This window comes from Pseudomonas sp. NMI760_13, assembly GCF_021283245.1.
GTDB lineage: Bacteria > Pseudomonadota > Gammaproteobacteria > Pseudomonadales > Pseudomonadaceae > Aquipseudomonas > Aquipseudomonas peradeniyensis.
Genome location: NZ_JAJSRC010000001.1, coordinates 22,198 through 44,646 on the forward strand (window position 1 = coordinate 22,198; position 22,449 = coordinate 44,646).

A 22,449-nucleotide genomic window follows, 5' to 3' on the forward strand; every position below is an offset into this window, starting at 1 on the left:
CAATGGGTTGGCTGCCTTGGGTGATTCCCTCTACCCGCTCCAACTCGCATTCCCCGCACGACGTTCCAATAACGTCGTCGCTGTCAAAAGGAGCCTCGGCTCCTTTTTTCGTTTCTGCGCCAAAGCATTGATCTGGCCTCCCCCTCAACCTGGACATAACCCCGCCAGCCTGCGGCCACAGCGTTAAGTGTGAAGGCTGGGGCCAAAACAGCGCGTGTCCGCAGTTGCGGGCTAGAAATTCAACGCAACGCTGAAATTGCCAAGGTCACTCATCATCGTCTTGCCTATCTCGGCCTTCAAACGCCGACCGAACGGCCTCCACGATTCGCGCTGCCAGGCGCTCATCCTCGAGCTGCGGATAGTGCTTCCTGAGCTTGCCGGAAACACTCCAGTCATTCTCCTTGACCGCGCGAATGATGCGATTTGCATCCTGGTCTGGCATCTCCACGACGTCTTTGAGCCGCTCCTGGGCGAGCTGGAAGATGACAAGGATCCTGGCTTCGTCCGCCATCCCTGTTCGAATCGTGTGCTCGACGACGCGCGCCGTATAGAGAACATGTGCGGTCAGATCCGGATAACGCCAGGCGAAGCGCGCATCTTCGTAGTCGTCGAACTCGAAGTTGCTCGGTGTACCGTCTTCGTAGGTCACAAGCCTGCCAAAGCGATAGGATGCCGCATAGCGGCGCATGAAGGGGCGAGAGAATACCTCCAGTGTCGCATCATAGCTGGCACGGAACTCGGCCGAGCTGGTAATGGTTGCTGAAACAGGCAATATCACGCCATTTGGAACCGCCTGGTCCCGAACCAGCGTGTCGTTGATCAGGAAACGGTGGATTCGCCCATTCCCGTCTCTCATCGGATGGATGTAGACGAAACCGAACGCCAATGCTGCGGCGCGGGCAAGCGACTCGGCTCCCCGGGTGGCCATCTCGAATTCCTTGAGGCCAGCAAGCATCGGGGCCAGATCGTCAAAATGGGGGGCGACGTAGTGCACGATGTTCTCGCGCATCGTGGATTGCCCTACAAAAACGGGAGAGTGCCGCAACCCGAGGCCAAACGCATCGCGCCCCAGGATACCTGCCTGCAAGAGATGCAGACTTCGGTCACTCAAGGGGTCTTCAATATGGCCGCAGTGTTGCGCGATGACATGTGCAAAGCGCTGGATGCGGTCGGCTTGGCCTTCCTCTTTTTCAATCAGAAAGCTCGCGCGCGACTCTTTCAACGTCAACCAACTCGCCGTCCGCATCAGGATGTCGGGGCCGAAGGTCTGATCGAGCTCTTCCAACGCGGCTGTCAGGTCAAACTGCAAGGCTTGCTGCACGGCGTCGGTTCGCCGGATCAGTGGGCAAAACTCAGGCGTACCTGGCAGATTGTTGTTGACCCGCCAGCGGCGAGATCGAAGCGGCGTCGTTCGGGTCAGGTAGCGGGCCGGCGACACGGCATCGGTATAGGCGCCATTGGTCACATCAGGCACGTCCAGATGCTGCCCCGTCAGCCACTCGTATAGAAAACCGGTGCGCCGAGCGTACTGGCCATAAGGGGAACGTCGGCACCAAGCTTCGACTGGCTCGGGCCCTGTGACTGCAAACAGGCGGGCGAAGAATTCAAGGTGAATCGCCTCGTATTTGAGCCCGAATTCGAAGTGGCCTGCAAAATCGTCGTCAGGCCGATAGTTGGGCGGATACTTGTTTTCTACCTGACTACCGGTGTCGCGGCTTGCCCGCACTGTGCCGATGGTCGAGTCGACGCGTAGAGGTTGTGCCGGATCAACCCCGTACCGAATGGCTAGCGCCTTGAAACCGACCTGCATGGAATGAATCCTCTACCGAAAGCCCAAAAACGCTACTTTTAGCGGAACATTACCCTAAAACAACACCATGAGCCGTGAGACGCAAAAATACTACGGAACATACAAATTCGCTACTTACCCCAAGCATTCCCTCAAAAACGCTAATGAATATGCCATTTCATGTTCAATTCCCTCTACCCACTCCAACTCGCACTCCCCGCACGACGTTCCAGCACCGTCGTCGCTGTCAAAAGGAGCCTCGCCTCCTTTTTCGTTTCCAGCGTCCCTTTCTTGATCTGGCCCATGACCAGTTCCGCGCCGATTGGCTTGAATGCCCAGTGATTCGCGGTGCATAACCGCTAAGCTTGCTGAAACAATTCCAAAGGACTGCGCATGTTTCTCTCCCGCTGGCTACCGGGCCTGGCCAACCTGTTGCACTACCGCCGCGAATGGTTCCACGCTGACCTGCAGGCCGGCCTGTCGGTGGCCGCGATCCAGATTCCCATCGCCATCGCCTATGCGCAGATCGTCGGCCTGCCTCCGCAGTACGGCTTGTACGCCTGCGTGCTGCCGATGATGGTCTATGCCCTGATCGGCAGTTCACGGCAATTGATGGTCGGCCCGGACGCCGCCACCTGCGCCATGATCGGCGGGGCCGTGGCGCCGTTGGCCATGGGCGATGCGCACCGCATCGCCGAACTGTCGGTGATCGTCACCGTGCTGGTGGGCGTGATGCTGATCGCCGCCGGGGTGGCGCGGGCCGGTTTCATCGCCAGCTTCTTCTCGCGGCCGATCCTCATCGGCTACCTCAACGGCATCGGCCTGAGCCTGCTCGCCGGGCAGTTGTCGAAGGTGGTGGGTTTCAAGATCGAAGGCGATGGGTTCATCCTCAGCCTGATCAACTTCCTCCAGCGCCTGGGCGAGATCCACTGGTTGACCCTGGCCATCGGCCTGGCCGGGTTGGGCCTGCTGGTCTGGCTGCCGCGACGCTACCCGCGACTGCCGGCGGCACTGGTGACCGTGGTGGTGTTCACCGCCCTGGCCGGGCTGTTCGGCCTTGACCGTTATGGGGTAGCGATCCTCGGCCCGGTGCCGGCGGGCATCCCGGAACTGGCCTGGCCGCAGAGCAGCCTGGCGGAAACCAAGAGCCTGCTGCGCGACGCCCTGGGTATCGCCACCATCAGTTTCTGCAGCGCCATGCTCACTGCCCGCAGCTTTGCCGCCCGCCACGGCTACGCGATCAACGCCAACCACGAGTTCCTCGCCCTGGGCGTGAGCAACCTGGCCGCCGGCATATCCCAGGGCTTCGCCATCAGCGGCGCCGATTCGCGCACCGCGGTCAACGACATGGTCGGCGGCAAGAGCCAGTTGGTGGGCATCATCGCCGCCCTGGTGATCGCCCTGATCCTGCTGTTCTTCACCGCGCCCATGGCCTGGATTCCCCAGGCCGCGCTGGGCGCGGTGCTGCTGATGGCCGGCTGGGGACTGATCGACGTAAAGTCGCTCAAGACCATCCGCAAGCTAAGCCGTTTCGAGTTCTGGCTGTGCCTGCTGACCACGGTCGGCGTGCTCGGCCTGGGCGTGTTGCCGGGCATCGTGTTCGCCGTGACCCTGGCCATCCTGCGCCTGCTCTACAGCATCTACCAGCCCACCGACGCCGTGCTGGGCTGGGTGCCGGGCATCGAGGGCCAGGTGGACGTGCGCCAGCACAAGGACGCCCGCACCGTCCCGGGCCTGGTGGTGTATCGCTTCGACGATGCGATCCTGTTCTTCAATGCCGACTACTTCAAGATGCGCCTGCTCGAAGCCGTGCAGGGCGTGGAAAAACCACAGGTGGTGCTGTTCGACGCGGAGGCCGTGACCAGCATCGACGTCAGTGGCGTGGCGGCCCTGCGCGAAGTGCGCGACACCCTCGCCGCCCAGGGCATCCACTTCGCCATCGCCCGCGCCCGCGGCACCTTCCTGCGCATGCTGGTGCGTTCCGGGATGGCGCGGGAAATGGAAGAGAAGTTGCTGTTCGGCTCGGTACGGGCGGGGATTCGGGCGTATCGGGTGTGGCGCAACAGGGCTCGGCGGGAGGGAGAGGCGGATTGAGGGAGAGGGACTACATCACTAACTGAAGGGAATGACATAACCGCGCTCGTAATGATCAGTACACTTCGAGGATCACCATCAATCTCAGAAAAGGAGCACGGTAGCCATATGAGCCACCACTTCGAAGAGCTTATGGAAAGCGTTGAACAGATGGATGAGATCATCCATGGCAAACGCCTCCCCTCCCGCCAGTTTGAAATCGACGCCCTTCAGTTCAGGAAGATCCGCAAGGCGACCGGGCTATCCTTGGTACGCTTTGCCAAGATGATCGACGTGCAGGTGGCCACCCTGCGCAAATGGGAACAATGACCCCTGGGTAGGAACTTTTGACCTCATGTAGGCGAACAGGTGCCAGACGATAGCGCTTGCAGCGCCTATAAGACCGAGCGCCGCCCGCGCGGCGCATCGCGGCACAAGGCCGCTCCTACATCTGTTTCGGGCCAGTCAATCCTGTGCCATTGCCGGGTCCGCCTTGTGGGTACGACGCGGTTTCAGCGTGAGCACTACTGGCGCTTCACCTGTCTCAAGACATGCACCAAGGCGGGCAACCATGGCCTGACAGGTTAGGCACGTTGCAACAAATGTAGGAGCGGCCTTGCGTCGCGATGCGCCGCGCGGGCGGCGCTCGATCTCATAGGCGCGGACGATCTATCGCCGAACGCTTACGGCACACAAGCCCGCGCCACAGCCTGTGTCCCCTGCCCAAGCAAGCTGATCAACCCACAGGGCAGGCTCCCGCGCCATTGCAGATAGTCATGGCCGGCAGGTAACTCCACCTGTTCCACCCGGTACCCCTTGGCTTTCAACACATCGCGCAGATGGCGGTTGGTATCGAGGATCCTCGGTCCCTCGAACAGCCCCGCCTGCAGGTAGAACCGCAACGGCTGACGCGGCGCCTTGACGTACTCGCGGGTCAACCAGCCAGGCTCTTCACCGGCCATCGGCCACCAGTAGGAGCCGGACATACTCAGCACATTACCGAACAATTCCGGGTGCCTGAGGCCCATGTAGGCCGACGCCAGGCCGCCGTAACTGGACCCGGCGACCACGGTGCGCGAAGCCGGCGCCGCCAGTCCCTGGCGGCTGGCCCAGGGCATCAGCTCTTCGGCCATGAACCGGGCGAACAGTGGGTTGGGCGGCAACTCCCGCTCGCGGCTTTCACTGCTGGGGTTGGCGATGATCAGCGCCACGGTGGGCGGGATCAGGCCGTCGGCCATCAGGTTGTCGAGTATCGTCGGGGTCGGCACCTGGCGGGTGTAGGCATGGGCATCGAACAGCACCAGCAAGGCCTGGTCAGCCTTGCCCGGGCGCCAGCCCGCCGGGCGGTAGAGGTAGATATCGCGCTCGTTGCCCAGCACCTCGCTGGCCAGGCGCTTGCGCTCCAGGCTGCCACGGGCCACCCCGGCGCGCTCGGCGACCCAGGGCTGGGGCGCCGCATCCGCAAGCTCCAGGCGTGAGCGCGATAACCAGGCATCGCCGCTGGCGTCGGCGAAGGTGTTCGGGTTGAGCGGGTCGCGCCGGGTGCTGGCGAGGATCACCCGACGGTCGTCGGATACCGGCACATCCGGGGCCATCTGGTAACTCAGGCGGGTGGCCGCTGGCACCTCGAAGCTGTGAAACCAGACATCGCTCGCACCCATCCGAGACAAGGGCTCGTGGTTGCCAGAAGGCGCACCGAACATCCGCACATTGTCCCGTGCGCCACGCCAGAGGAAAGTGACCAGCCGCTTGTCCGGCTGCCCTGGAATTACTTCGACCAGCGGCGTCCCTTCGCCCGCACGTGCTTTCCAGAACGCATCGGTGCCTCCACCAGACGCCAGTTGCTGCTGCAGAGCACGCATTGTCGGGCTGAGCAGGGGCGCAGCAGTTCGACGTTGCTCGCTGGCCGGCTGCACCTGCTCCAAGCTCACGCTGAAGCGTTCTGCCGGTCGGATCGCCAAGGGTTCGGCGCGCACTCCGTAGCGGCCATCCTGCGGCGCGACGAACAGGAACTCGCGGGGTTGATCCAGGCCGTCGATCAGCAGGCGCAACGGCCGCCCCTCGGTATCCAGCAGGCGCAGGCTGACATCACCATCGACCCGACCACGCACCAGATCCCCGGCCTTGAGAGCCAACTGCCAGACTGGCGGATGCGCTGCGCTGACCTGGCCGGCGACCGATTTTCCAACCTCAAGATCGGCGTGCGCGGCCGCCAGGGCCGCATTCGAGCACAGTGCAGCCAGCAGCCATGCACCACTCAAGCGCTTGAATCGCTGCATGCCCACCTCAGAAGTCGACACTGGCGGAAAGCTTGAGCGTGCGGGGTTCGCTGACGGTGGCGTAGCCATCGTTGAACACGCCGGCCCAATAGGCGCGGTTCTCGACGTTCTCCAGGCTGGCGCGCAGGGTCACCTCCTTGCTCAGCACCTTGGTCGCATAGCGCGCGCCGAGGTCGTAGCGGGTCCACTGCGGGATCTTCAACTGGTTGGCAGAATCGAGGTACTGGGAGCTGCTGTGGATACCCAGGGCGGTCAGGGTCAATCCCTCGACCCCGGGCAGGTCCCACTCGGCGCCGAGGTTGGCCGACCAGGCCGGCACGCCGCGGGCGGTGTTGCCGTCCATGGCGCCATTGGCGGTCTTGCTCAGCACCGCACGGGTGTAAGTCACGCCACCGAGCAGGCGCACGCTGGGGACGACTTCGCCGAACATCGTCCACTCAACCCCTCGGTTGCGCTGCTCGCCGTCATCGTTGTAGCGATTGCTGGGCTTGTCGTAGATCATGCTGGGCTTGTCGATCTGGAACACCGCCAGCGTGTGGGTGAAGTCGCCCAGGTCCCATTTCACCCCGGCCTCCATCTGCTTGGCGACATAGGGCGCGAACTGCTCGCCGTAGTTGGCGGCCTTCTGGTCGGTGACCATGCCGCCCTGGGTCAGGCCCTCGATGTAGTTGGCATACAACGACACCGGCGCTTCCCAGGGCTTGAGCACGATGCCCACGGCCGGAGTCAGCTTGCGCTCGTCGTACGCAGGGTTGCTCATCTTCTGGCGCACGCGCTGGGAACGCACCCCGAGGGTGAGCAACACCCGCTCGTCCAGGAAGCCCAGGGTATCGGCCACGGCAAAGCTCGACAGGGTGTTGTCGCCGGTCTTGGTGCTGCTGCCGTGGTCGCCGGCGATGATCGCCTTGCCCGGGTGGTAGATGTTGGTGGGGTACTTGGCTCCGGTGACCGTTGGCGCACGGCCGATGTCCTGGTGCAGCAAGGTGGTGCTGAGCACCATCTGGTGGCTGACCGGGCCGGTCATGAAGTTGCCGCGCAGACCGGCCTCGGTAGACAGGCTGTGGGTGTAGCCGGCCTGGTTGTAGGTTTCCCCCGTAGCCGTGCCGTCGGCCTTGTTCACCACCACCCGCGTACCGTTGAGGAAACCATCGTAGCGCGTGCGCGCGCCACCGACGCTGGCGTAGGCGCTCCAGCTGTCATCGAGCTGGTACTCGCCATGCACCACCACGGCCTTGCTGATCTGCCGGGCGTGGATGCCTTCGAGGATGTTGGTGTCCGGCTTGGGTGCGCGGGTTACGTGGTTGAGGCCGCTGAAGCCGGCCATCATCGGGCTGCCGTTTTCCAGTTTCTCGTGGTTTTCGTAGGCATCCAGTTCGAGCTTGAAGTCATCGCCCCGATAGTCCAGGGCCAGCGCCGCCAGGGTACGGTCCTTGGACTGTTCGTCGACACCCGTGTCGCCGCTGCCGTAGACGCCATTGAAGCGAATGCCGAAGCGGCCATCGGCGAAGCGCCGGCCGACATCGATATGCTCGGCGACATAACCATCGGACACGTAGCTGGTGGTCAGGCGGGTCAACGGCGCATCGCCGGCGCGTTTGGGCACCAGGTTGACCACCCCGCCGACACCACCGTTGGGCGCCATGCCATTGAGCAGCGCGCCCGGTCCCTTGAGCACTTCGACGCGCTCGAGGAATTCGGTCGGCACGTGACCATCGGGCGCCAGGCCGTAGAGTCCACCCAGCGCCAGCTCGGTGGAGTCCAGGGCATAGCCACGGATCATGAAGTTCTCGTAGGCATGCCCTTCACCGGTGCTGAAGCGAATCGACGGGTCGTTGCGCAACACCGCGCCGACCGTGCCGCTCTGCTGGTTCTCGATGGTCTTGGCGGTGTAGGCGGTGACGCTGAAGGGGGTGTCCATCAGGTCACGGTTGCCCAGCATGCCGATGCGCGCGCCACGGGCCACCTGGCCACCGCTGTAGCTTTCCGGCAGGTCGCTGTTGAAGCCCGAGGCATTGACCGTGGTCGCCCCCAGGGTCAGGGCACCCTGGTCGGTCGGACCGCGCAGGATGATCACGCCGTTTTCTTCCACCGCCACCAGGTCGCTGCCGGCCAGCAGCTGGCGCAGGGCCTGCAACACCGTGTAGCGGCCCTGCAAGGCAGGCGCGCTGCGCCCGGCCAGCACACGGCTGTCGGCGGCGATCGCCACCCCCGATTCATGGGCCAGGGCATGCACCGTGGCCTCCAGCGACTGCCCCGGCAGGTCGAGGTTCAGCGGCTGGCTATCGGCCAGGGCCAGGCCGCTGCCGCCGAGGGCGCAGGCCAGGGCCAGGCGCCGCAGGGTGCCGGGGAAGCGGGGGGTGAAAAGCGACATGATCGGTCCTTGCAGGAGGTGGGTTCACAGCTGATGACGCGGCAGCGGCGGTTTACCCCTCAAACTTTTTTGGGCGTCAGCGCGGCACGACCAGACGCTCGCCACCCTGCTCCAGCAGCCTGACCGGCAGGATCCCCGGCAACGCCTCGAGCAACACCTCGGGGCGGTCGCTCGGGAAGCTGCCCGTCAATCGCTGGTTGGCCACCCCCGGATCGACCCGAACGGTCCGCCCGACATAGGCATTGAGCTCGCCGATCACCTCGACCAGCGGCTGGTCGGTGAACGACCACCAACCCCGCTGCCAGTGCGCCAGGTCCGGGCCAAACCGGCCACCGGCACGCAAACTGCCCAGCCGCCCCTGGCCATCCAGGCAGATGCGTTCGCCGGCCTGCAGCACCTGCTCGCCACCTTGCAGGTCGCGCACCTGGACCCGCCCCCTGGCCACCGCCACCTGGACCCGGTCGCCACGGTCACTGACCGTGAAGGCGGTGCCCAGCACCTGCACCAGGCCCAGGCGCGTGCTGATCAGGAACGGTCGCCACAGCTCATGGGCGACATCGAAGAACACGTTGCCGTGCAGCAGCAGGACCTGGCGCTGGCCATGATCGAAACGCACGCGCAGGTTACTTTCGGCCGCCACCAGCAACTGGCTGCCGTCCGGCAATGCCAGCGCCTGCGGCGCTTGCGCGTGGGCCGTCTGCAGGTCCTGCTGGAACGCTGCGGTGCGCTTGTACATCCAGCCCAGCCAGCCACCGGCAGCCAGCAGCAAGGCCAGCGCGCCGCCCTGGCGCAACACCCGCCGGCGACCGACATCGCAGGCCTGCGGCTGCAACGCGCCACGCAGCTGCGGCGCGAGGCGGTGAACCAGCTGCCAACGCTGCTCGGCTTCCAGCCAGGCGCGCTCATGCTCGGCGCTGCGCCCGCGCCAGCGCTGCGCCAAGCCGTGAGTCTTGCGCACGCGCTCCGGATCGTCCCCTTGCAGCGCCGCCAGGTAGACCAGCGCCTGTTGCACCTTGCGCGGCGCAGCCGGCTCAGTCATGAAGGCTCGCCAGGCGCAGCTCGGACAGGTCGAAGACCGCCCGGGCGATATGCAGCTCCACCGACTTGGCCGACAGCGCCAGGGCCTCGCACACCTCACGGTGACTGTGGCCGTGCAGGCGCACGCGAACGAACACCTCGCGGCGCAGCCTGGGCATGCGTTCGATGCGGGCGATCAGGTGCTGCAGCTGCTCGCGCGCGATCATGATCTCTTCCACGCTGGGGCTGAGCCAATCGGCCCGCGCCAGCCAGTCTTCCAGCGCCGCCAGTTCGATGCTGCGCCGACGGTACTGGTCGATGCACAGGTTGCGCGCCGCCTGGAACAGCAAGGCCCGGGCATTGATCACCGGCGCGTTGAGCGCGTGGGCATAGGCCTGGGCGAAGCTGGACTGGGCGATATCGGCGGCGTCGTCAGGATTGCGCAGCCGCCCGCAGAGGTAGCGGCGCAGATCGCTGTAATGGGCGAGCAGATCGTCGACGGCCGCCTTGAGGGCAGGCTGGGCGTGCCAAACGCTGGAAAGGGAGGTCATTGCGGATGTGGCGAGGGCCGTTAATAGGAATTCCTATCATTCTCACACATGCCAATCGGCCATCGCTAGTGTCCTGTCTCGGAAATACGTTCTCTTTTGGCGAGTGGCTTGGGTGTTCGGCCAAGGCGCCGCGACGAGTCATAGCAGGGCTATGGCGAGGAGTGGTAACGCCGGCCGGGCGCCCAAGACGCCGCCAAAAGTGAACAGCTTATTTCCGAGACAGGACACTAGTGTGGTGTTTTGCAAATACGACCAATAAATCGCGAGCGATTTTTGCGCTCAGGCAAGGCGTCGCGACGAGTCGTAGCCCAGCTACGGCGAGGAGCGACAACGCCGCATGAGCGCAAAAAACGCCGCGAGTTATGGTCGTTATTTGTGAAACACCACACTAGCATCATCGTGACGATCAGTAACCCAGCTTGCGCAGCAACTGGCCCTCGTTCTGCGGCAACGGCCGGCCGTAGAAACGCATCAGCTCAGCGGCGCGGTTGGTGAAGATGCCATCGACGCCGGCTTTCATCGCCTTGTCGAAATCCACCGCCTCGTCGAGGGTGTAGACGTGCACCAGCAGGCCCTTGGCATGGCTGGCCTGGTTCATCCACGGCTGGATCAGGTCGGAATAGCTCTGCTCGCCCAGGCGGGTGCGGATCGCCGAAGGGCCGGTACCGATGGCGCCGCCGGCCTTGGCGTAGTCGAGCCAACGCTCGAACTCGGCACGGTCCTTGGGCTGCTGGCGAGCGTAGAAGGCCGACTTGTCCTGCTCGCCGGACTCGGCGAAGTCCTGCCCGGAGGCCGGTTCGATGCTGCCCTTGGCCACCCACAGCAAGAGGATCTTCGGCACCTGCGGCATGGCTTGGTGCAGCAGCTTGAGGCTGTTGCGGTCGAAGGTCTGCAACACCACCCGGCCCGGCTTGTCGAGCCAGCCGCGGGCTTCGAGGCGTTTCTTCAGGTCCTGTTCGATGCCAGGGAACTGGGCCGGTTCCTTGGTCTCGATGTACAGGCCGGGGTGACGCTCGGGGTTGCCTTCGGCGATGTCGATCACCTCGTCCAGGGTCAGGATGCGCTGGCCCTTGAACGCATCCCGGGCACGCTGGGGATAGGCCTTGTTGAACCAGCTGCCGGCATCCAGCGCCTTGAGCTCGGCCAGGGTGAAGGCGCTGACCGGGCTGGCCTTGCGCTCCGGGTAACGTTCGGCGACGTCGCTGGTGCGCGCCAGCACATCGTCGTGGACTACCACCAGCACGCCATCGCGGGTGCGCTGCAGGTCCATTTCCAGGTAGTCAGCGCCCAGTTCACGAGCCAGCAGGTAGGCGGGAGTGGTGGACTCGGGGGCGTCGAACGAGGCGCCGCGGTGGGCGATCACGGCCGGGTGAGGGATGTCCTGGGCACTGGCGAGGGCCTTGCCATCAGTGGCATGGGCGGCAGAGCTCGCCAGCAGGGTGGCCAGGAGAAGGGTCTTGTACATGGGTAGTCCTTTGCAGATCGGGGCCAGCCTCTGGAAGCGCCGGCAAGGTCAACGGTGCAGTCCTTGAAGGCGCAAGCCTCGCACACTCTGCATGACATGCTAAAGTCCCCGGCGTTTTCCGCCCCACCCAACGGACCGCCCATGCCCGCACTCGACGCCCACCTGCCCTCCTGGGCCGACCTCAACCAGCGCCACCCCAGCACGGCCCTGCTGCTGGGCAACGGCGCCAGCCGCGCGCTGTGGAAACCGTTCGGCTACTTCTCGTTGTTCGAGCAAGCCCAGCAGGTGCGACACAAGGCGCTGGGCGTGAGCGACCAGGCGCTGTTCAAGGCCCTGGGCAGCGAACTGTTCGAGCCGGTGCTCAGCACCCTGAACACCACGGTAAGAGCCAACGCCGCGCTGGCGATCAACTCCACCGCGCCGCTGAACCGCTACTACTCGATCAAGGAAGCGTTGATCCACGCGGTGCGCGCCGTGCACCTGCCCTGGCCGCTGTTCCCCGACGCGACACGCACGGCCATCAACCAGGCGCTGCGCCAGTACCGCACCGTCTACACCAGCAACTACGACCTGATCCTGCCCTGGGCCGTGGCCCAGGATGCGCAAGGTTTCGCCAGCCTGTTCGACGAGCAGGGTTTCTTCGATGTGCGCCGCAGCCAGGTCGAAGGCATTCGCGTGCTGCACCTGCATGGCGGCATGCACCTGCTTAAACTACCCGACGGCAGCACCCGCCAGCGCGGCGCGGAACAGGCCGAGCTGCTCGAAGGCTTCGCCGTCAACATCCCCGGCGAAGTGCCGCTGTTCGTCAACGAGAGCCGCAGCGAGGACAAGCTGCGCGCCATCCGCAACAGCGACTACCTGTCCTGGAGCCTGGGGCAACTGGCCCGCGAACAGGGTGGCCTGTGCCTGTTCGGCCAGCACCTGGATGCCAGCGACCAACACCTGCTCGAGGCCATCCGTCAGGCACGGCCCCAGCACCTGGCCATCGCCATCCGGCCATTGAGCGAGGCTTCGATCATCAACCAGAAACAGCACTTTATCGACCGCTTCGCCGATCTTGCCCAGGTTCCCCTGCATTTCTTCGACTCAGCCAGTCACCCCCTCGGGCTGGCAGAATTGGCGATCGCCGTGCCCGTCAACCACGCTCGTCGGCGCTAAATCGATCACTTTGCAAATGTAAATAATTCTCGATAAGATCCGCACCCTTTCCTCCACGCCAGCCCGGAAAGCGTGCATGCAGCGCCCCAAGCCCGACCCTGTCGCCCACGGTTTCTATGCCGACATCCTGCATTTCCTGCGCAAGCGCATGGACAATGCCAGCGATGCCGCGGACATGACCCAGGATGTGTTCGCCCAGTGGCTGGGCTACCGGGACCGGGCCAAGGTGGAGCAGCCGCGCGCGTTCCTGTTCCAGGTGGCCCGCAACCTGCTGAGCGACCATTGGCGACGGCAGAAAGTCCGCCACGCGGTGCTGGCCGACGACACCCTGCCCGAGGCACATGACACTCCCGCCAATGACCCGCTGGACCACGCCCAGCAGCAACAGCGGCTGAATCAATTGCGCCAGGTGCTCAGCGAACTCTCGCCGCGACGCCGCGAAGCCCTTATGCTGCACCGTTTCGAAGGCCTGACCCAGGCCCAGATCGCCGAACGCATGAACATTTCCGTCAGCATGGTCGAGAAGCACATCGCCGCCGCCCTGCTGCAATGCAAGCAACGCCTGGACAGTGACAACGGCACGGAGCAGTTCCCATGACCCCCACCGACGAGCTCGACCCGCGGCCGATCGACGCCCAGGCGGCGAGCTGGTTCAGCCGCAACCGCAACCAGCCTTCGCGCCAGGAGCGCAAGGCGTTCGCCCTGTGGATGCAGACGCCCGAGCACACCCGCGCCTACCGCCAGTTCGAACAATTGTGGGATGACCTGGCCGCGCTCAAGCAGGCCAACCGCCCCGTGCCCTTGCCGGTGCGCCGCGCACCACGCTGGCGCCCGGCCCTGGCAACCGCGGCGGCCCTGCTCTGCGCGGTGCTGGCGGGCAACCTGGGGGCGGGCAGCACCGCCTTCAGCCAGCGCATCGCCGCCGGCCAGGCCTTGCAGACCCTGCAACTGCCCGACGGCAGCCAGCTCTACGTCAACGCCCAGACCCGCCTGCGCCTGGACTTCAGCGCCGAACGGCGGCTGATCCACCTCGACCGCGGCCAGTTGTACATTGAGGTCGCGCCCGACAAGGAACGCCCATTGTTCGTCGACGCCGGCAGCGGCCGGGTGCGCGTGGTCGGTACCGGCTTCGACCTGCGCCGTGGCGAGCGTGAACTGGTGGTGGCGGTCGCTCACGGCCAGGTGGCGTTCGATACGCCGGGCGAACGACAACCGCCCGTGCTGCTCGGAGCCCGTCAGGGTGCCACCTACGACCTGGCGCGCGGCAGCCTGACACGCCACGAACTCGGTGAGCAGCAAGTCGCCGACTGGCGCGAGGGCCATGTGAGCTTCCGCAACCGCGAACTGGCCAGCCTGGTCGACGAGCTCGGCCTGTATCGCCAGCACCCGGTGGTGCTGGCCGATCCGGCGCTCGGCCGCTACAAGGTGTCCGGCAACCTCGACGTGCACGACCCGGACGCCCTGCTCAATGCCCTGCCGGCGCTGTTGCCGGTCAAGACCACCTTGCTCGCCGACGGGCGCCTGCGCATCGAGCGACGCTAAAAAAATAATTTGAGAATTTTTATCATTCGCAGGTGAGGTTTTGTCGCAACGCCGCGTCTTCCTCCCCGCCTGCCGCGTGATGGCGGGCTTTTTCCGGCCTTTTGCCGTTTGGGGGAATTCATGTTGTCCGCGTTGCGTCCATTGCACTGCCTGCCTGCCCGACCCACCCTGCTGGCCCTGTGCCTGGCCATGAGCCTGGCCGCCGAAGCCGCGCCGGTGCCCTTCGACCTGCCGGCGCAACCGCTGGCCCGTTCGCTGAGCCAGCTGGCCCAGCAGGCCAAGGTCCAGTTGCTGTTCGACGAGGCCCTGCTCGGCAGCGCCCAGGCACCGGCGCTCAAGGGCGACTTCGAGGCCGAGGCGGCCATCGGGCGCCTGCTGGTGGGCAGCCGCTTCAGTGTCGTACGCATGGGCAACACCTACGTGGTGCGCCTGCGCGAGGACGCCCCGAGTGCCGACAACAGCATCCAGCTCGGCGCCTTGAGCATCGTTGGCGACGGCAAGCAGGTGGAGCCCGGCAACGTCGGACGCTCGACCCTCGACCAGGAACAGATCGACCGCTACCAGCCGAACAACATCCCCAGCGTGCTGGCCACCTTGCCAGGCGTGAACATGGGTGGCTCGGCCAAGCCCGGCGGCCAGACCATCAACATCTGGGGCCTGGGCGACGCCGAGGACGTGCCGATGACCCTCGATGGCGCGCCCAAGAGCGGCTTCGAGCGTTACCAGCAAGGCACGATCTTCATCGAGCCGGAACTGATCAAGCACATCGAGGTGGAGAAAGGCCCGCACTCGGTGAAGACCGGCAACGGCGGCTTCGGCGGCAGCGTCAACATGGAGACCAAGGACGCCGGCGACCTGCTGCAGGAAGGCCGCAACAGCGGCGCCATGCTCAAGTATGGCTATGCCAGCAACGACCATCAGCAGATCTACAGCTCGGCGCTTTTCGGCCGCAGCGATGACCGGCGCTTCGACGGCCTGGTCTATTACACCAAGCGCGACGGCGGCAACCTGAAAATGGCCGACAACCTGCCGGACCCGAACAACCAGTGGCCGGTCAACCCCAAGCGCGTGCCCTACAGCGCCCTGGACCTGGACGGCATGCTGCTCAAGGGCAACGTCCACTTCACCGACGAGCACAGCCTGGGCCTTTCCTACTCGCGCTCCGAAACCGACCGCTGGACCACCTTCGCCGCCACCGCCTACCCGGCGCCCCCCTCGGCGGCGGACATCAGGAAGTACGGCTATGAAGGCTCTCTCAAACGCTTCCTGGCCTATCGCACCACCATCGACACCACCTGGTCGGCCACCTACAAGTACCAGCCCATCGAGAATCCGTGGGTCGATTTGCAGGTGAAATACTCCGAGTCCGACACCAAGCAGACCGACGAGCGTGAAGCCACGGCGTTCTTCCAGCCGTCCACCGGTGGTCGCAAGATGGACACCGAGTACAAGGACCGCATGCTCGATGTGAAGAACACCAGCAGCTTCCTCACCGGTCCGCTGGAACACGCGCTCACCGCAGGCGTGCAGGTTCGCCGCCACGATCGCGACACGCAGATGTGGATGCCCGGCAAGACCTATGAAGTGCCCAAGTACAACTATGGCCACTACCAGCCGTACTTCATGCCCAGCGGCCAGGTCGACAGCCAGGGTTACTACCTGCAGGACGCGGTCACCCTGGGCAGCGTGACCATCACGCCGTCGTTGCGCTATGACCACGTCACCAACGAGGGCAAGCCCAACCAGGCGCCCTACTACAACAACCCGGCGGCCGGCCACGACTACAGCGACAAGACCTACAGCGGCTGGTCGCCACGCCTGTCGCTGTTCTGGAAGGCCACCGAGCAGACCGTGCTGTTCGCCGACTACAGCAAGACCTGGCGCGCCCCCGTGCTGGATGAGCAGTACGAGGTGCAAGGCGTGGGAAGCCGTACATCCACCAGCCGCAATCTCGACCCGGAACGTATCACCGGCGTGCGCGTGGGCAGCATCAGCGATTTCTCCAACGTGTTTGTCCAGGGCGACAGCGCCCAGGTACGCACGACCTTGTTCCGCAACAAGATCACCGACGAGATCTTCAAGGCCACCGGGGTCGGCTGCCAGGAGCAACTGGCCACCGGCGGCAGCATCGCCAACACCTGCGGTGGCGGCCTGATGGGCAACTACCGCAACATCGGCGACGTAGAGTACAAGGGCTTCGAGATCGAGACGTTCTACGACTCCACCTACCTGTTCGGCGCGGTGTCGTACGCCTGGATGGAAGGTCGCCACGAGGGCGCCTACACCAACCCTTGGGGCCCCGACGTGTGGGCCAAGGATGTGCCTGCGCCGAAATGGATCACCACCCTGGGGGTCAAGATTCCGTCCTGGGACGCCCGTGTCGGCTGGACCGCGCAGTTCGTCGGCGCCACCCACCACCTGCCCAGTGACAAGTACTTCGAGGGCCCGGCCAGTGCCCTGGGCGACCGCTACTACGACAACTTCGGCAATGAGAAGTACGAGATTCACGGCCTGTTCGCCAACTGGAAACCCCAGCAGCCGTACCTCAAGGGCACCGAGGTCAACCTGACCGTGGACAACCTGTTCAACAAGGCCATCCGGCCGGAGCTGTCGGGCGAGAACGCCTACACCCAGGGGCGCAATGCCAAGATCAGCGTGACCCGGTTCTTCTGATCCTGCGCAACGGCGATGATGCAATGGACTGCATCACCTGCCACTCGCCACCCGTTCCTGGGCCCTGGCGACATTCACCTGCATCGCCACGACAGCCAGTTCATGGAGCGCCTGGGCAACGGCGTGGGTACCCCGTTCCTGCATCCAGGCCAGGATGTCGGCCAGGTGCCAGAGCGAAAGGCTGCCGTCATGCACCGGGGCCGGGAAAGTGCGGTGATGCGTGAGCATGAGCTTGCGCATGTTCTGTCGGGACACCCCCACCAGCGCCGCCACATCGGTCAGGCCGACCAGGTCCGGACTGGCTTCGATCAGGCGGGCCTCCGGCAAGACCTGCCGGACATTCTCCAGGGCGCTGTGCATCGCTTCCCGCGCAGTCTTGCCCTCGCGGGCGAAGGCCAGGGCCAGGCGACCGGGCTGACCACTACCGACCACCGCGTCATCGCAACCGGCCTCTCCCAGAAGCTCGATCAGTGCATCGACATCCACGCCGTCGTGCAATTGGTACTTGAGGGTGAATTCGTACTCCATCACTTTCGCTCCACTGGCTGATTGACGATCCCACGCATCGACGTGCAGTTGTCCACGACCCGGCGCAACTGGCGAGCGAAGGTGCCCGGATTTCTGGGTGTGCTCCACACGCTGGTGATGCAGAACTCGCCACAGCGGCATTCGCGGTCGTTGTTGGGGCAATAGATCCGCCCCCAGCAATGGCCGCCCCGCACCGTGACTTTCCAGCCCTGCGCCTCAGCGTGTGTCAGGGACTGCTCGACTTCCTTGTTTGGATGGAGAGGACGGGCCATCGATTGAGCTCCAGTATGGGCATGGGAATAAGATTGTCAAGTGACAACCATGCGACGCCGACGGGCGTCACCACAAGCCAGACTAGGTGCCAGAGAGGCTGCAACAGGCTCAGAAAGACTCTTTCGGAAACGGCCTAACCGAAACTGGGAAGGTGCTGTAGGTTCAATCACCCAGCAATCAGACCATCCGCCTGCAGCAGGGTTTCCAGGCAATGCTCGCGTACCCCATAGAACGCCTTGAGCTCGGCGATCTTCTCCAGCAGCGCGGCATTGTCCTGGGGCTGTCGGCGCTTGACCGCAAGAATCATCTTGTTCTTGTTGGTGTGCTCGAGCGAGATGAATTCGAACACCTTGGTCTCGTAGCCACAGGCCTCAAGATAGAGCGCGCGCAGGCTGTCGGTGAGCATTTCGGCCTGCTGCCCCAGGTGCAGCCCGTATTGCAGCATCGGTTGCAACAGGCCGGGGCTGCGCAGTTGCGGACGAACCTGCTTGTGGCAGCACGGCGAGCACATGATGATCGCGGCGTTGCAGCGAATGCCGGTGTGGATGGCGTAGTCGGTGGCAATGTCGCAGGCATGCAGGGCGATCATCACGTCGATGGCCTCAGGCACCACGCTGCGCACATCACCGCATTCGAACACCAGGCCCGGATGCTCCAGGCGCGCGGCGGCGGCGTTGCACAGCTCGACCATGTCTGGACGCAACTCGACCCCGGTGACCTGCGCCTCACGCCCGAGGGTATTGCGCAGGTAGTCGTGCATGGCAAAGGTCAGGTAGCCCTTGCCCGAACCGAAGTCGGCGACTTTCAGCGCCTGCTGCGCATCCACCGGCGCACCGCTCAAGGCATGGTCGAAGACTTCGATGAACTTGTTGATCTGCTTCCACTTGCGCGACATCGACGGGATCAGCGCGCCCTGCCCATCGGTCACCCCCAGGTCGCGCAGGAACGGTCGCGACAGTTCCAGGTAGCGCTTTTTCTCGCGGTCGTGCCCGCCAGCCCCCGCCTCACGCGGCGCCGGCTGGGCCAGGTGACGGCGCAGCATCGGTTTGCCCTTCTTGCTGAACTCCAGTTGCACCTCGCCGGCGGCGGTGAACAGGTGCGCGTTGCGAAAACTCTCCGGCAGCAGCTCGGCCACCAGCGCCAGCGCCGGGTCCAGCCCCAGGTTGCGGGTGATGTCGCGGGTCTGGTGACGGTAGACCAGCGACAGACAGGCCTGGCCCTTGATCTGCACCGGCTTGGCGATGATCCGCTGCAGGGTCTGGTCGGCGCCGACATGACGGGCCAGCACCAGCTTGCTCAGGCTGCCATCAGCCAGGGCATCGGCTAGCAGGCTCAGGAACTGGGCACGCGGGTCCGGCGCGGTGGGGGCGGAAGAAGGGGACGACATGGGAACGGGTGCCTCGGAATGCGGGGGCGCGATGCGCAATGCCTGGCATTCTACGTCGATGTCAGGCCATCGCGAACCCCTGTGGGAGCGGGCTTGCCCGCGAAGCCGATAACTCGATGCATGACACCGGCTTCGCCGGTGTTCGCGGCGCAAGCCCGCTCCCACGACAACAAGCATTGATTCAGACCACGAGAATCAGTCGAGAATCACCAGGCGGTTGGGCAGCTCGTTGCGCGCATGGGTGGGCGGCACGTGTTCGCTGAGCAGCTCGCCGCAGGCCTCGATGCACTCGACGAAACCCTGCAGGGTATGGCCCTGGCGCACCTGATCGGTGAAGCGGGCGACGATCGCCTCGCGTGCCTGCTCGGGCAGGTGCCGGGCAATGCCCTCATCAACCAATATCTCGACATGACGCTCGGCTTCGCTGACGAAGATCAGCACCCCCGTGGCACCAGCGGTACGCTGCAGGTTGAGCTCGAGAAACTGCTGGCGGGCCAGGCCCGACGCACGCCGGCGCCGCAGCATCACCGGCACCACCCAGGCCGCCAGGCGCGGGTGGCGCAACAGCAGGCACAGGCTGATGAAGGTCAGCATCTGCGCCAGCAGCAGGCCATTGACGCCAATGCCGCCCAGCCACAGGTGCAACGCGCCAGGGATCAGCAAGGCCAGCAGGGCGGCCCAGAGCAGCGGCAAGTAGGGAAAGTCGTCGGCGCGGCGGGCCAGGACGGTCACCAGCTCCGCATCGGTACGCCGCTCGGCGCGGGCGATCGCCTCGGCGATCTGGCGCTGTTCGTATTCGGTCATGCCATCGTCTCTCGAGCGTTCTTATCGTTGTTATCCCGGCAATCGGGTGGGCGAGAGTGTATCTCAACAAACGCCTCATATAAGGCATAATCCGCGACTGCGCCGGATCATGGATGAATGATCCACAGAACCGCCAGCGGACGCGACAATAACAGGCGTACGAAACGTCTCGGCCAGCCGCATATCACTCGACAACGGAATTGATGATGAAACTGTCTTTGCTGGGCCTGGCCATGGGCCTTGCCAGTCAGGCGGCCCTTGCCGCCCCAACCGCCGCGCCCCTGCAAGACAAGCAGGCGTTCATCGACCATCTGGTCGGCCAGATGACCGAGGCCGAGAAGATCGGCCAACTGCGCCTGATCAGCATCGGCCCCGAGATGCCCCACGAGAAGATCCGCGAGGAAATCGCCGCCGGACGCATTGGTGGCACCTTCAACTCGCGTACGGCCCCCGAGAACCGGCCGATGCAGGACGCGGCCATGCGCAGCCGTCTGAAGATCCCGATGTTCTTCGCCTACGACACTATCCACGGCGAGCGCACCATCTTCCCGATCGGCCTGGGCCTGGCCTCGTCCTGGGACATGGACGCCATCGCCAAGGTCGGCCGCACCTCGGCCATCGAGGCCGCCGCCGATTCGCTGGACATGACCTTCGCGCCGATGGTCGACATCGCCCGCGACCCACGCTGGGGCCGCACCAGTGAAGGTTTCGGCGAGGACACCTACCTGACCTCGAAGATCGGCCAGGTGATGGTCAAGTCGTTCCAGGGCTCGAGCCCGGCCAACGCCGACAGCATCATGGCCATCGTCAAGCACTTCGCCCTGTACGGCGCGGTGGAGGGCGGGCGCGACTACAACACGGTCGATATGAGCCTGCCGAAGATGTACAACGACTACCTGCCGCCCTACCGCGCCGCGCTCGACGCCGGTGCCGGCGGGGTGATGGTGGCGCTGAACTCGATCAACGGCGTGCCGGCCACCTCCAACACCTGGCTGATGAACGACCTGCTGCGCAAGGAGTGGGGCTTCAAGGGCGTGACCATCAGCGACCACGGCGCCATCCAGGAACTGATCCGCCATGGCGTTGCCCGCGACGGCCGTGAGGCCGCCAAGCTGGCGATCAAGGCCGGCATCGACATGAGCATGAACGACACCCTCTACGGCGAGGAGCTGCCAGGGCTGCTGAAGTCCGGCGAAGTCAGCCAGGCCGAACTGGACCAGGCGGTGCGTGAAGTGCTGGGCGCCAAGTACGACATGGGGCTGTTCAAGGACCCCTATGTGCGCATTCCCAAGGCCGAAACCGACCTGAAGGACTACTACGCCGAAGACCGCCTGCACCGTGACACCGCCCGCGACGTGGCACGCCGTGGCCTGGTGCTGCTGGAGAACCGCGAGCAGACCCTGCCGCTGAAAAAGGCCGGCACCATCGCCCTGGTCGGTCCCCTGGCCGATGCGCCGATCGACATGATGGGCAGCTGGGCCGCCGACGGCAAACCGCAGCACTCGGTCACCGTGCGCGAGGGCTTGCGCCGTGCCGTGGAAGGCAAGGCCAAGCTGGTCTACGCCAAGGGTTCGAACGTGACCGGCGACAAGGCCATGTTCGACTACCTGAACTTCCTCAACTTCGACGCACCGGAAATCGTCGATGACCCACGTCCCGCCGCCGTGCTGATCGACGAAGCGGTCAAGGCCGCCAGGCAGTCGGATGTGGTGGTGGCCGTGGTCGGCGAGTCCCGCGGCATGTCACACGAATCGTCGAGCCGCACCACCCTGGAGATCCCGGCGGTGCAACGTGACCTGATCAAGGCGCTGAAGGCCACCGGCAAGCCCCTGGTGCTGGTACTGATGAACGGCCGTCCGCTGTCGATTGCCTGGGAGCGCGAGCAGGCCGACGCCATCCTCGAGACCTGGTTCAGCGGCACCGAAGGCGGCAACGCCATCGCCGACGTGCTGTTCGGCGACTACAACCCGTCCGGTCGCCTGGCCATCACCTTCCCACGCTCGGTCGGGCAGATCCCGATGTACTACAACCACATGCGCATCGGCCGTCCGTTCACCCCGGGCAAGCCGGGCAACTACACCTCGCAGTACTTCGAGGAGCCCAACGGCCCGCTGTACCCGTTCGGCTACGGCCTGAGCTACACCAGCTTCGAGCTGTCGGGGCTGGCGCTGTCGCAGAAGGAACTCAAGCGTGGCGGCACCCTGCAGGCCAAGGTTACGGTGAAGAACACCGGCAAGCGTGACGGCGAGACCGTGGTGCAGCTGTATATCCAGGACCAGAGTGCGTCAATGAGCCGCCCGGTCAAGGAACTGAAGAACTTCCAGAAAGTCATGCTCAAGGCCGGCGAAGCGCGAACCTTGACCTTCGACATCAGTGAGCAGGACCTGAAGTTCTACAATGGCCAACTGCAGCACGTCGCCGAAGCTGGCCAGTTCAATGTGCAGATCGGCCTCGACTCGCAGGCGGTGCAGCAGCAGAGCTTCGAGCTGCGTTAAGCAGGTTCGGCCCCTTCGCGGGGCAAGCCCGCTCCCACAGGAAC

Annotated in this window: 16 protein-coding genes and 1 pseudogene; 7 read left to right on the forward strand and 10 right to left on the reverse strand. The window is 64.7% G+C overall.

Annotated elements, in window-relative coordinates; all coding sequences use genetic code 11:
* Positions 1–265: 265 nt before the first annotated feature.
* Positions 266–1,810, reverse strand: coding sequence for a Fic family protein (locus LU671_RS00110; RefSeq protein WP_232854618.1), 1,545 nt, complete (start codon positions 1,808–1,810; stop codon positions 266–268).
* A 372-nt stretch (positions 1,811–2,182) separates the two neighbouring features.
* Here LU671_RS00110 and LU671_RS00115 point away from each other — a divergent pair, with 372 nt between their 5' ends.
* Together LU671_RS00115 and LU671_RS00120 are read left to right on the forward strand one after the other, a co-directional pair.
* The gene (locus LU671_RS00115) at positions 2,183–3,883 is read left to right on the forward strand and encodes a SulP family inorganic anion transporter (RefSeq protein ID WP_232854619.1); all 1,701 of its coding nucleotides are present in this window, start codon (positions 2,183–2,185) and stop codon (positions 3,881–3,883) included.
* A 108-nt stretch (positions 3,884–3,991) separates the two neighbouring features.
* Positions 3,992–4,189: pseudogene (locus tag LU671_RS00120) on the forward strand (helix-turn-helix domain-containing protein); the annotation flags it as partial.
* A 356-nt stretch (positions 4,190–4,545) separates the two neighbouring features.
* On the opposite strand, the gene LU671_RS00125 reads toward LU671_RS00120, so the two are convergent.
* From LU671_RS00125 to LU671_RS00145, 5 genes are all read right to left on the reverse strand, one after another.
* Entirely contained in the window at positions 4,546–6,141 is a 1,596-nt protein-coding gene (locus LU671_RS00125; RefSeq protein WP_232854620.1) for an alpha/beta hydrolase, read from the reverse strand.
* Positions 6,142–6,148: 7 nt separating this feature from the next.
* The gene (locus tag LU671_RS00130) at positions 6,149–8,512 is read right to left on the reverse strand and encodes a TonB-dependent receptor (RefSeq protein WP_232854621.1); all 2,364 of its coding nucleotides are present in this window, start codon (positions 8,510–8,512) and stop codon (positions 6,149–6,151) included.
* 76 nt (positions 8,513–8,588) lie between these two features.
* Positions 8,589–9,551, reverse strand: coding sequence for a FecR family protein (locus LU671_RS00135; RefSeq protein ID WP_232854622.1), 963 nt, complete (start codon positions 9,549–9,551; stop codon positions 8,589–8,591).
* Complete coding sequence (locus LU671_RS00140) at positions 9,544–10,080, reverse strand: RNA polymerase sigma factor (RefSeq protein WP_232854623.1); 537 nt, start codon at positions 10,078–10,080, stop codon at positions 9,544–9,546. The genes LU671_RS00135 and LU671_RS00140 overlap by 8 nt, the downstream gene beginning before the upstream one ends.
* Positions 10,081–10,486: 406 nt before the next feature.
* Positions 10,487–11,545, reverse strand: coding sequence for a glycerophosphodiester phosphodiesterase family protein (locus tag LU671_RS00145; protein WP_203647829.1), 1,059 nt, complete (start codon positions 11,543–11,545; stop codon positions 10,487–10,489).
* Between the two features lie 141 nt (positions 11,546–11,686).
* Here LU671_RS00145 and LU671_RS00150 point away from each other — a divergent pair, with 141 nt between their 5' ends.
* The 4 genes from LU671_RS00150 to LU671_RS00165 all read left to right on the forward strand — a co-directional run bounded on the left by LU671_RS00150 (position 11,687) and on the right by LU671_RS00165 (position 16,918).
* On the forward strand, positions 11,687–12,703 hold the full coding sequence (locus LU671_RS00150) for a DUF4917 family protein (protein WP_203647830.1): 1,017 nt from the start codon (positions 11,687–11,689) through the stop codon (positions 12,701–12,703).
* 76 nt (positions 12,704–12,779) lie between these two features.
* Positions 12,780–13,301: an RNA polymerase sigma factor gene (locus tag LU671_RS00155; RefSeq protein WP_203647831.1), complete on the forward strand. Its 522-nt coding sequence runs from the start codon at positions 12,780–12,782 to the stop codon at positions 13,299–13,301.
* Complete coding sequence (locus tag LU671_RS00160; RefSeq protein WP_203647832.1) at positions 13,298–14,245, forward strand: FecR family protein; 948 nt, start codon at positions 13,298–13,300, stop codon at positions 14,243–14,245. The genes LU671_RS00155 and LU671_RS00160 overlap by 4 nt, the downstream gene beginning before the upstream one ends.
* A gap of 120 nt (positions 14,246–14,365) precedes the next feature.
* Entirely contained in the window at positions 14,366–16,918 is a 2,553-nt protein-coding gene (locus LU671_RS00165; RefSeq protein ID WP_232854624.1) for a TonB-dependent receptor, read from the forward strand.
* Between the two features lie 33 nt (positions 16,919–16,951).
* Here the strand turns inward: LU671_RS00165 and LU671_RS00170 are convergent, their stop codons facing one another.
* The 4 genes from LU671_RS00170 to LU671_RS00185 form a co-directional block, all read right to left on the reverse strand.
* Positions 16,952–17,446 carry a helix-turn-helix transcriptional regulator gene (locus LU671_RS00170; protein WP_062572979.1) on the reverse strand — a complete coding sequence of 165 codons (495 nt, stop codon included), beginning with the start codon at positions 17,444–17,446 and terminating at the stop codon, positions 16,952–16,954.
* Complete coding sequence (locus tag LU671_RS00175; protein WP_232854625.1) at positions 17,446–17,718, reverse strand: hypothetical protein; 273 nt, start codon at positions 17,716–17,718, stop codon at positions 17,446–17,448. Before LU671_RS00175 ends, LU671_RS00170 begins: the two co-directional genes overlap by 1 nt.
* Before the next feature lie 167 nt (positions 17,719–17,885).
* Positions 17,886–19,106, reverse strand: a complete 1,221-nt coding sequence (locus LU671_RS00180; RefSeq protein WP_203647834.1) for a class I SAM-dependent methyltransferase — start codon at positions 19,104–19,106, stop codon at positions 17,886–17,888.
* Positions 19,107–19,301: 195 nt separating this feature from the next.
* On the reverse strand, positions 19,302–19,910 hold the full coding sequence (locus LU671_RS00185) for a TPM domain-containing protein (protein WP_232854626.1): 609 nt from the start codon (positions 19,908–19,910) through the stop codon (positions 19,302–19,304).
* 203 nt (positions 19,911–20,113) lie between these two features.
* Between LU671_RS00185 and bglX the strand changes: the two genes are divergently transcribed.
* Positions 20,114–22,405: a beta-glucosidase BglX gene (gene bglX / locus LU671_RS00190; RefSeq protein ID WP_232854627.1), complete on the forward strand. Its 2,292-nt coding sequence runs from the start codon at positions 20,114–20,116 to the stop codon at positions 22,403–22,405.
* Positions 22,406–22,449: the final 44 nt, after the last annotated feature.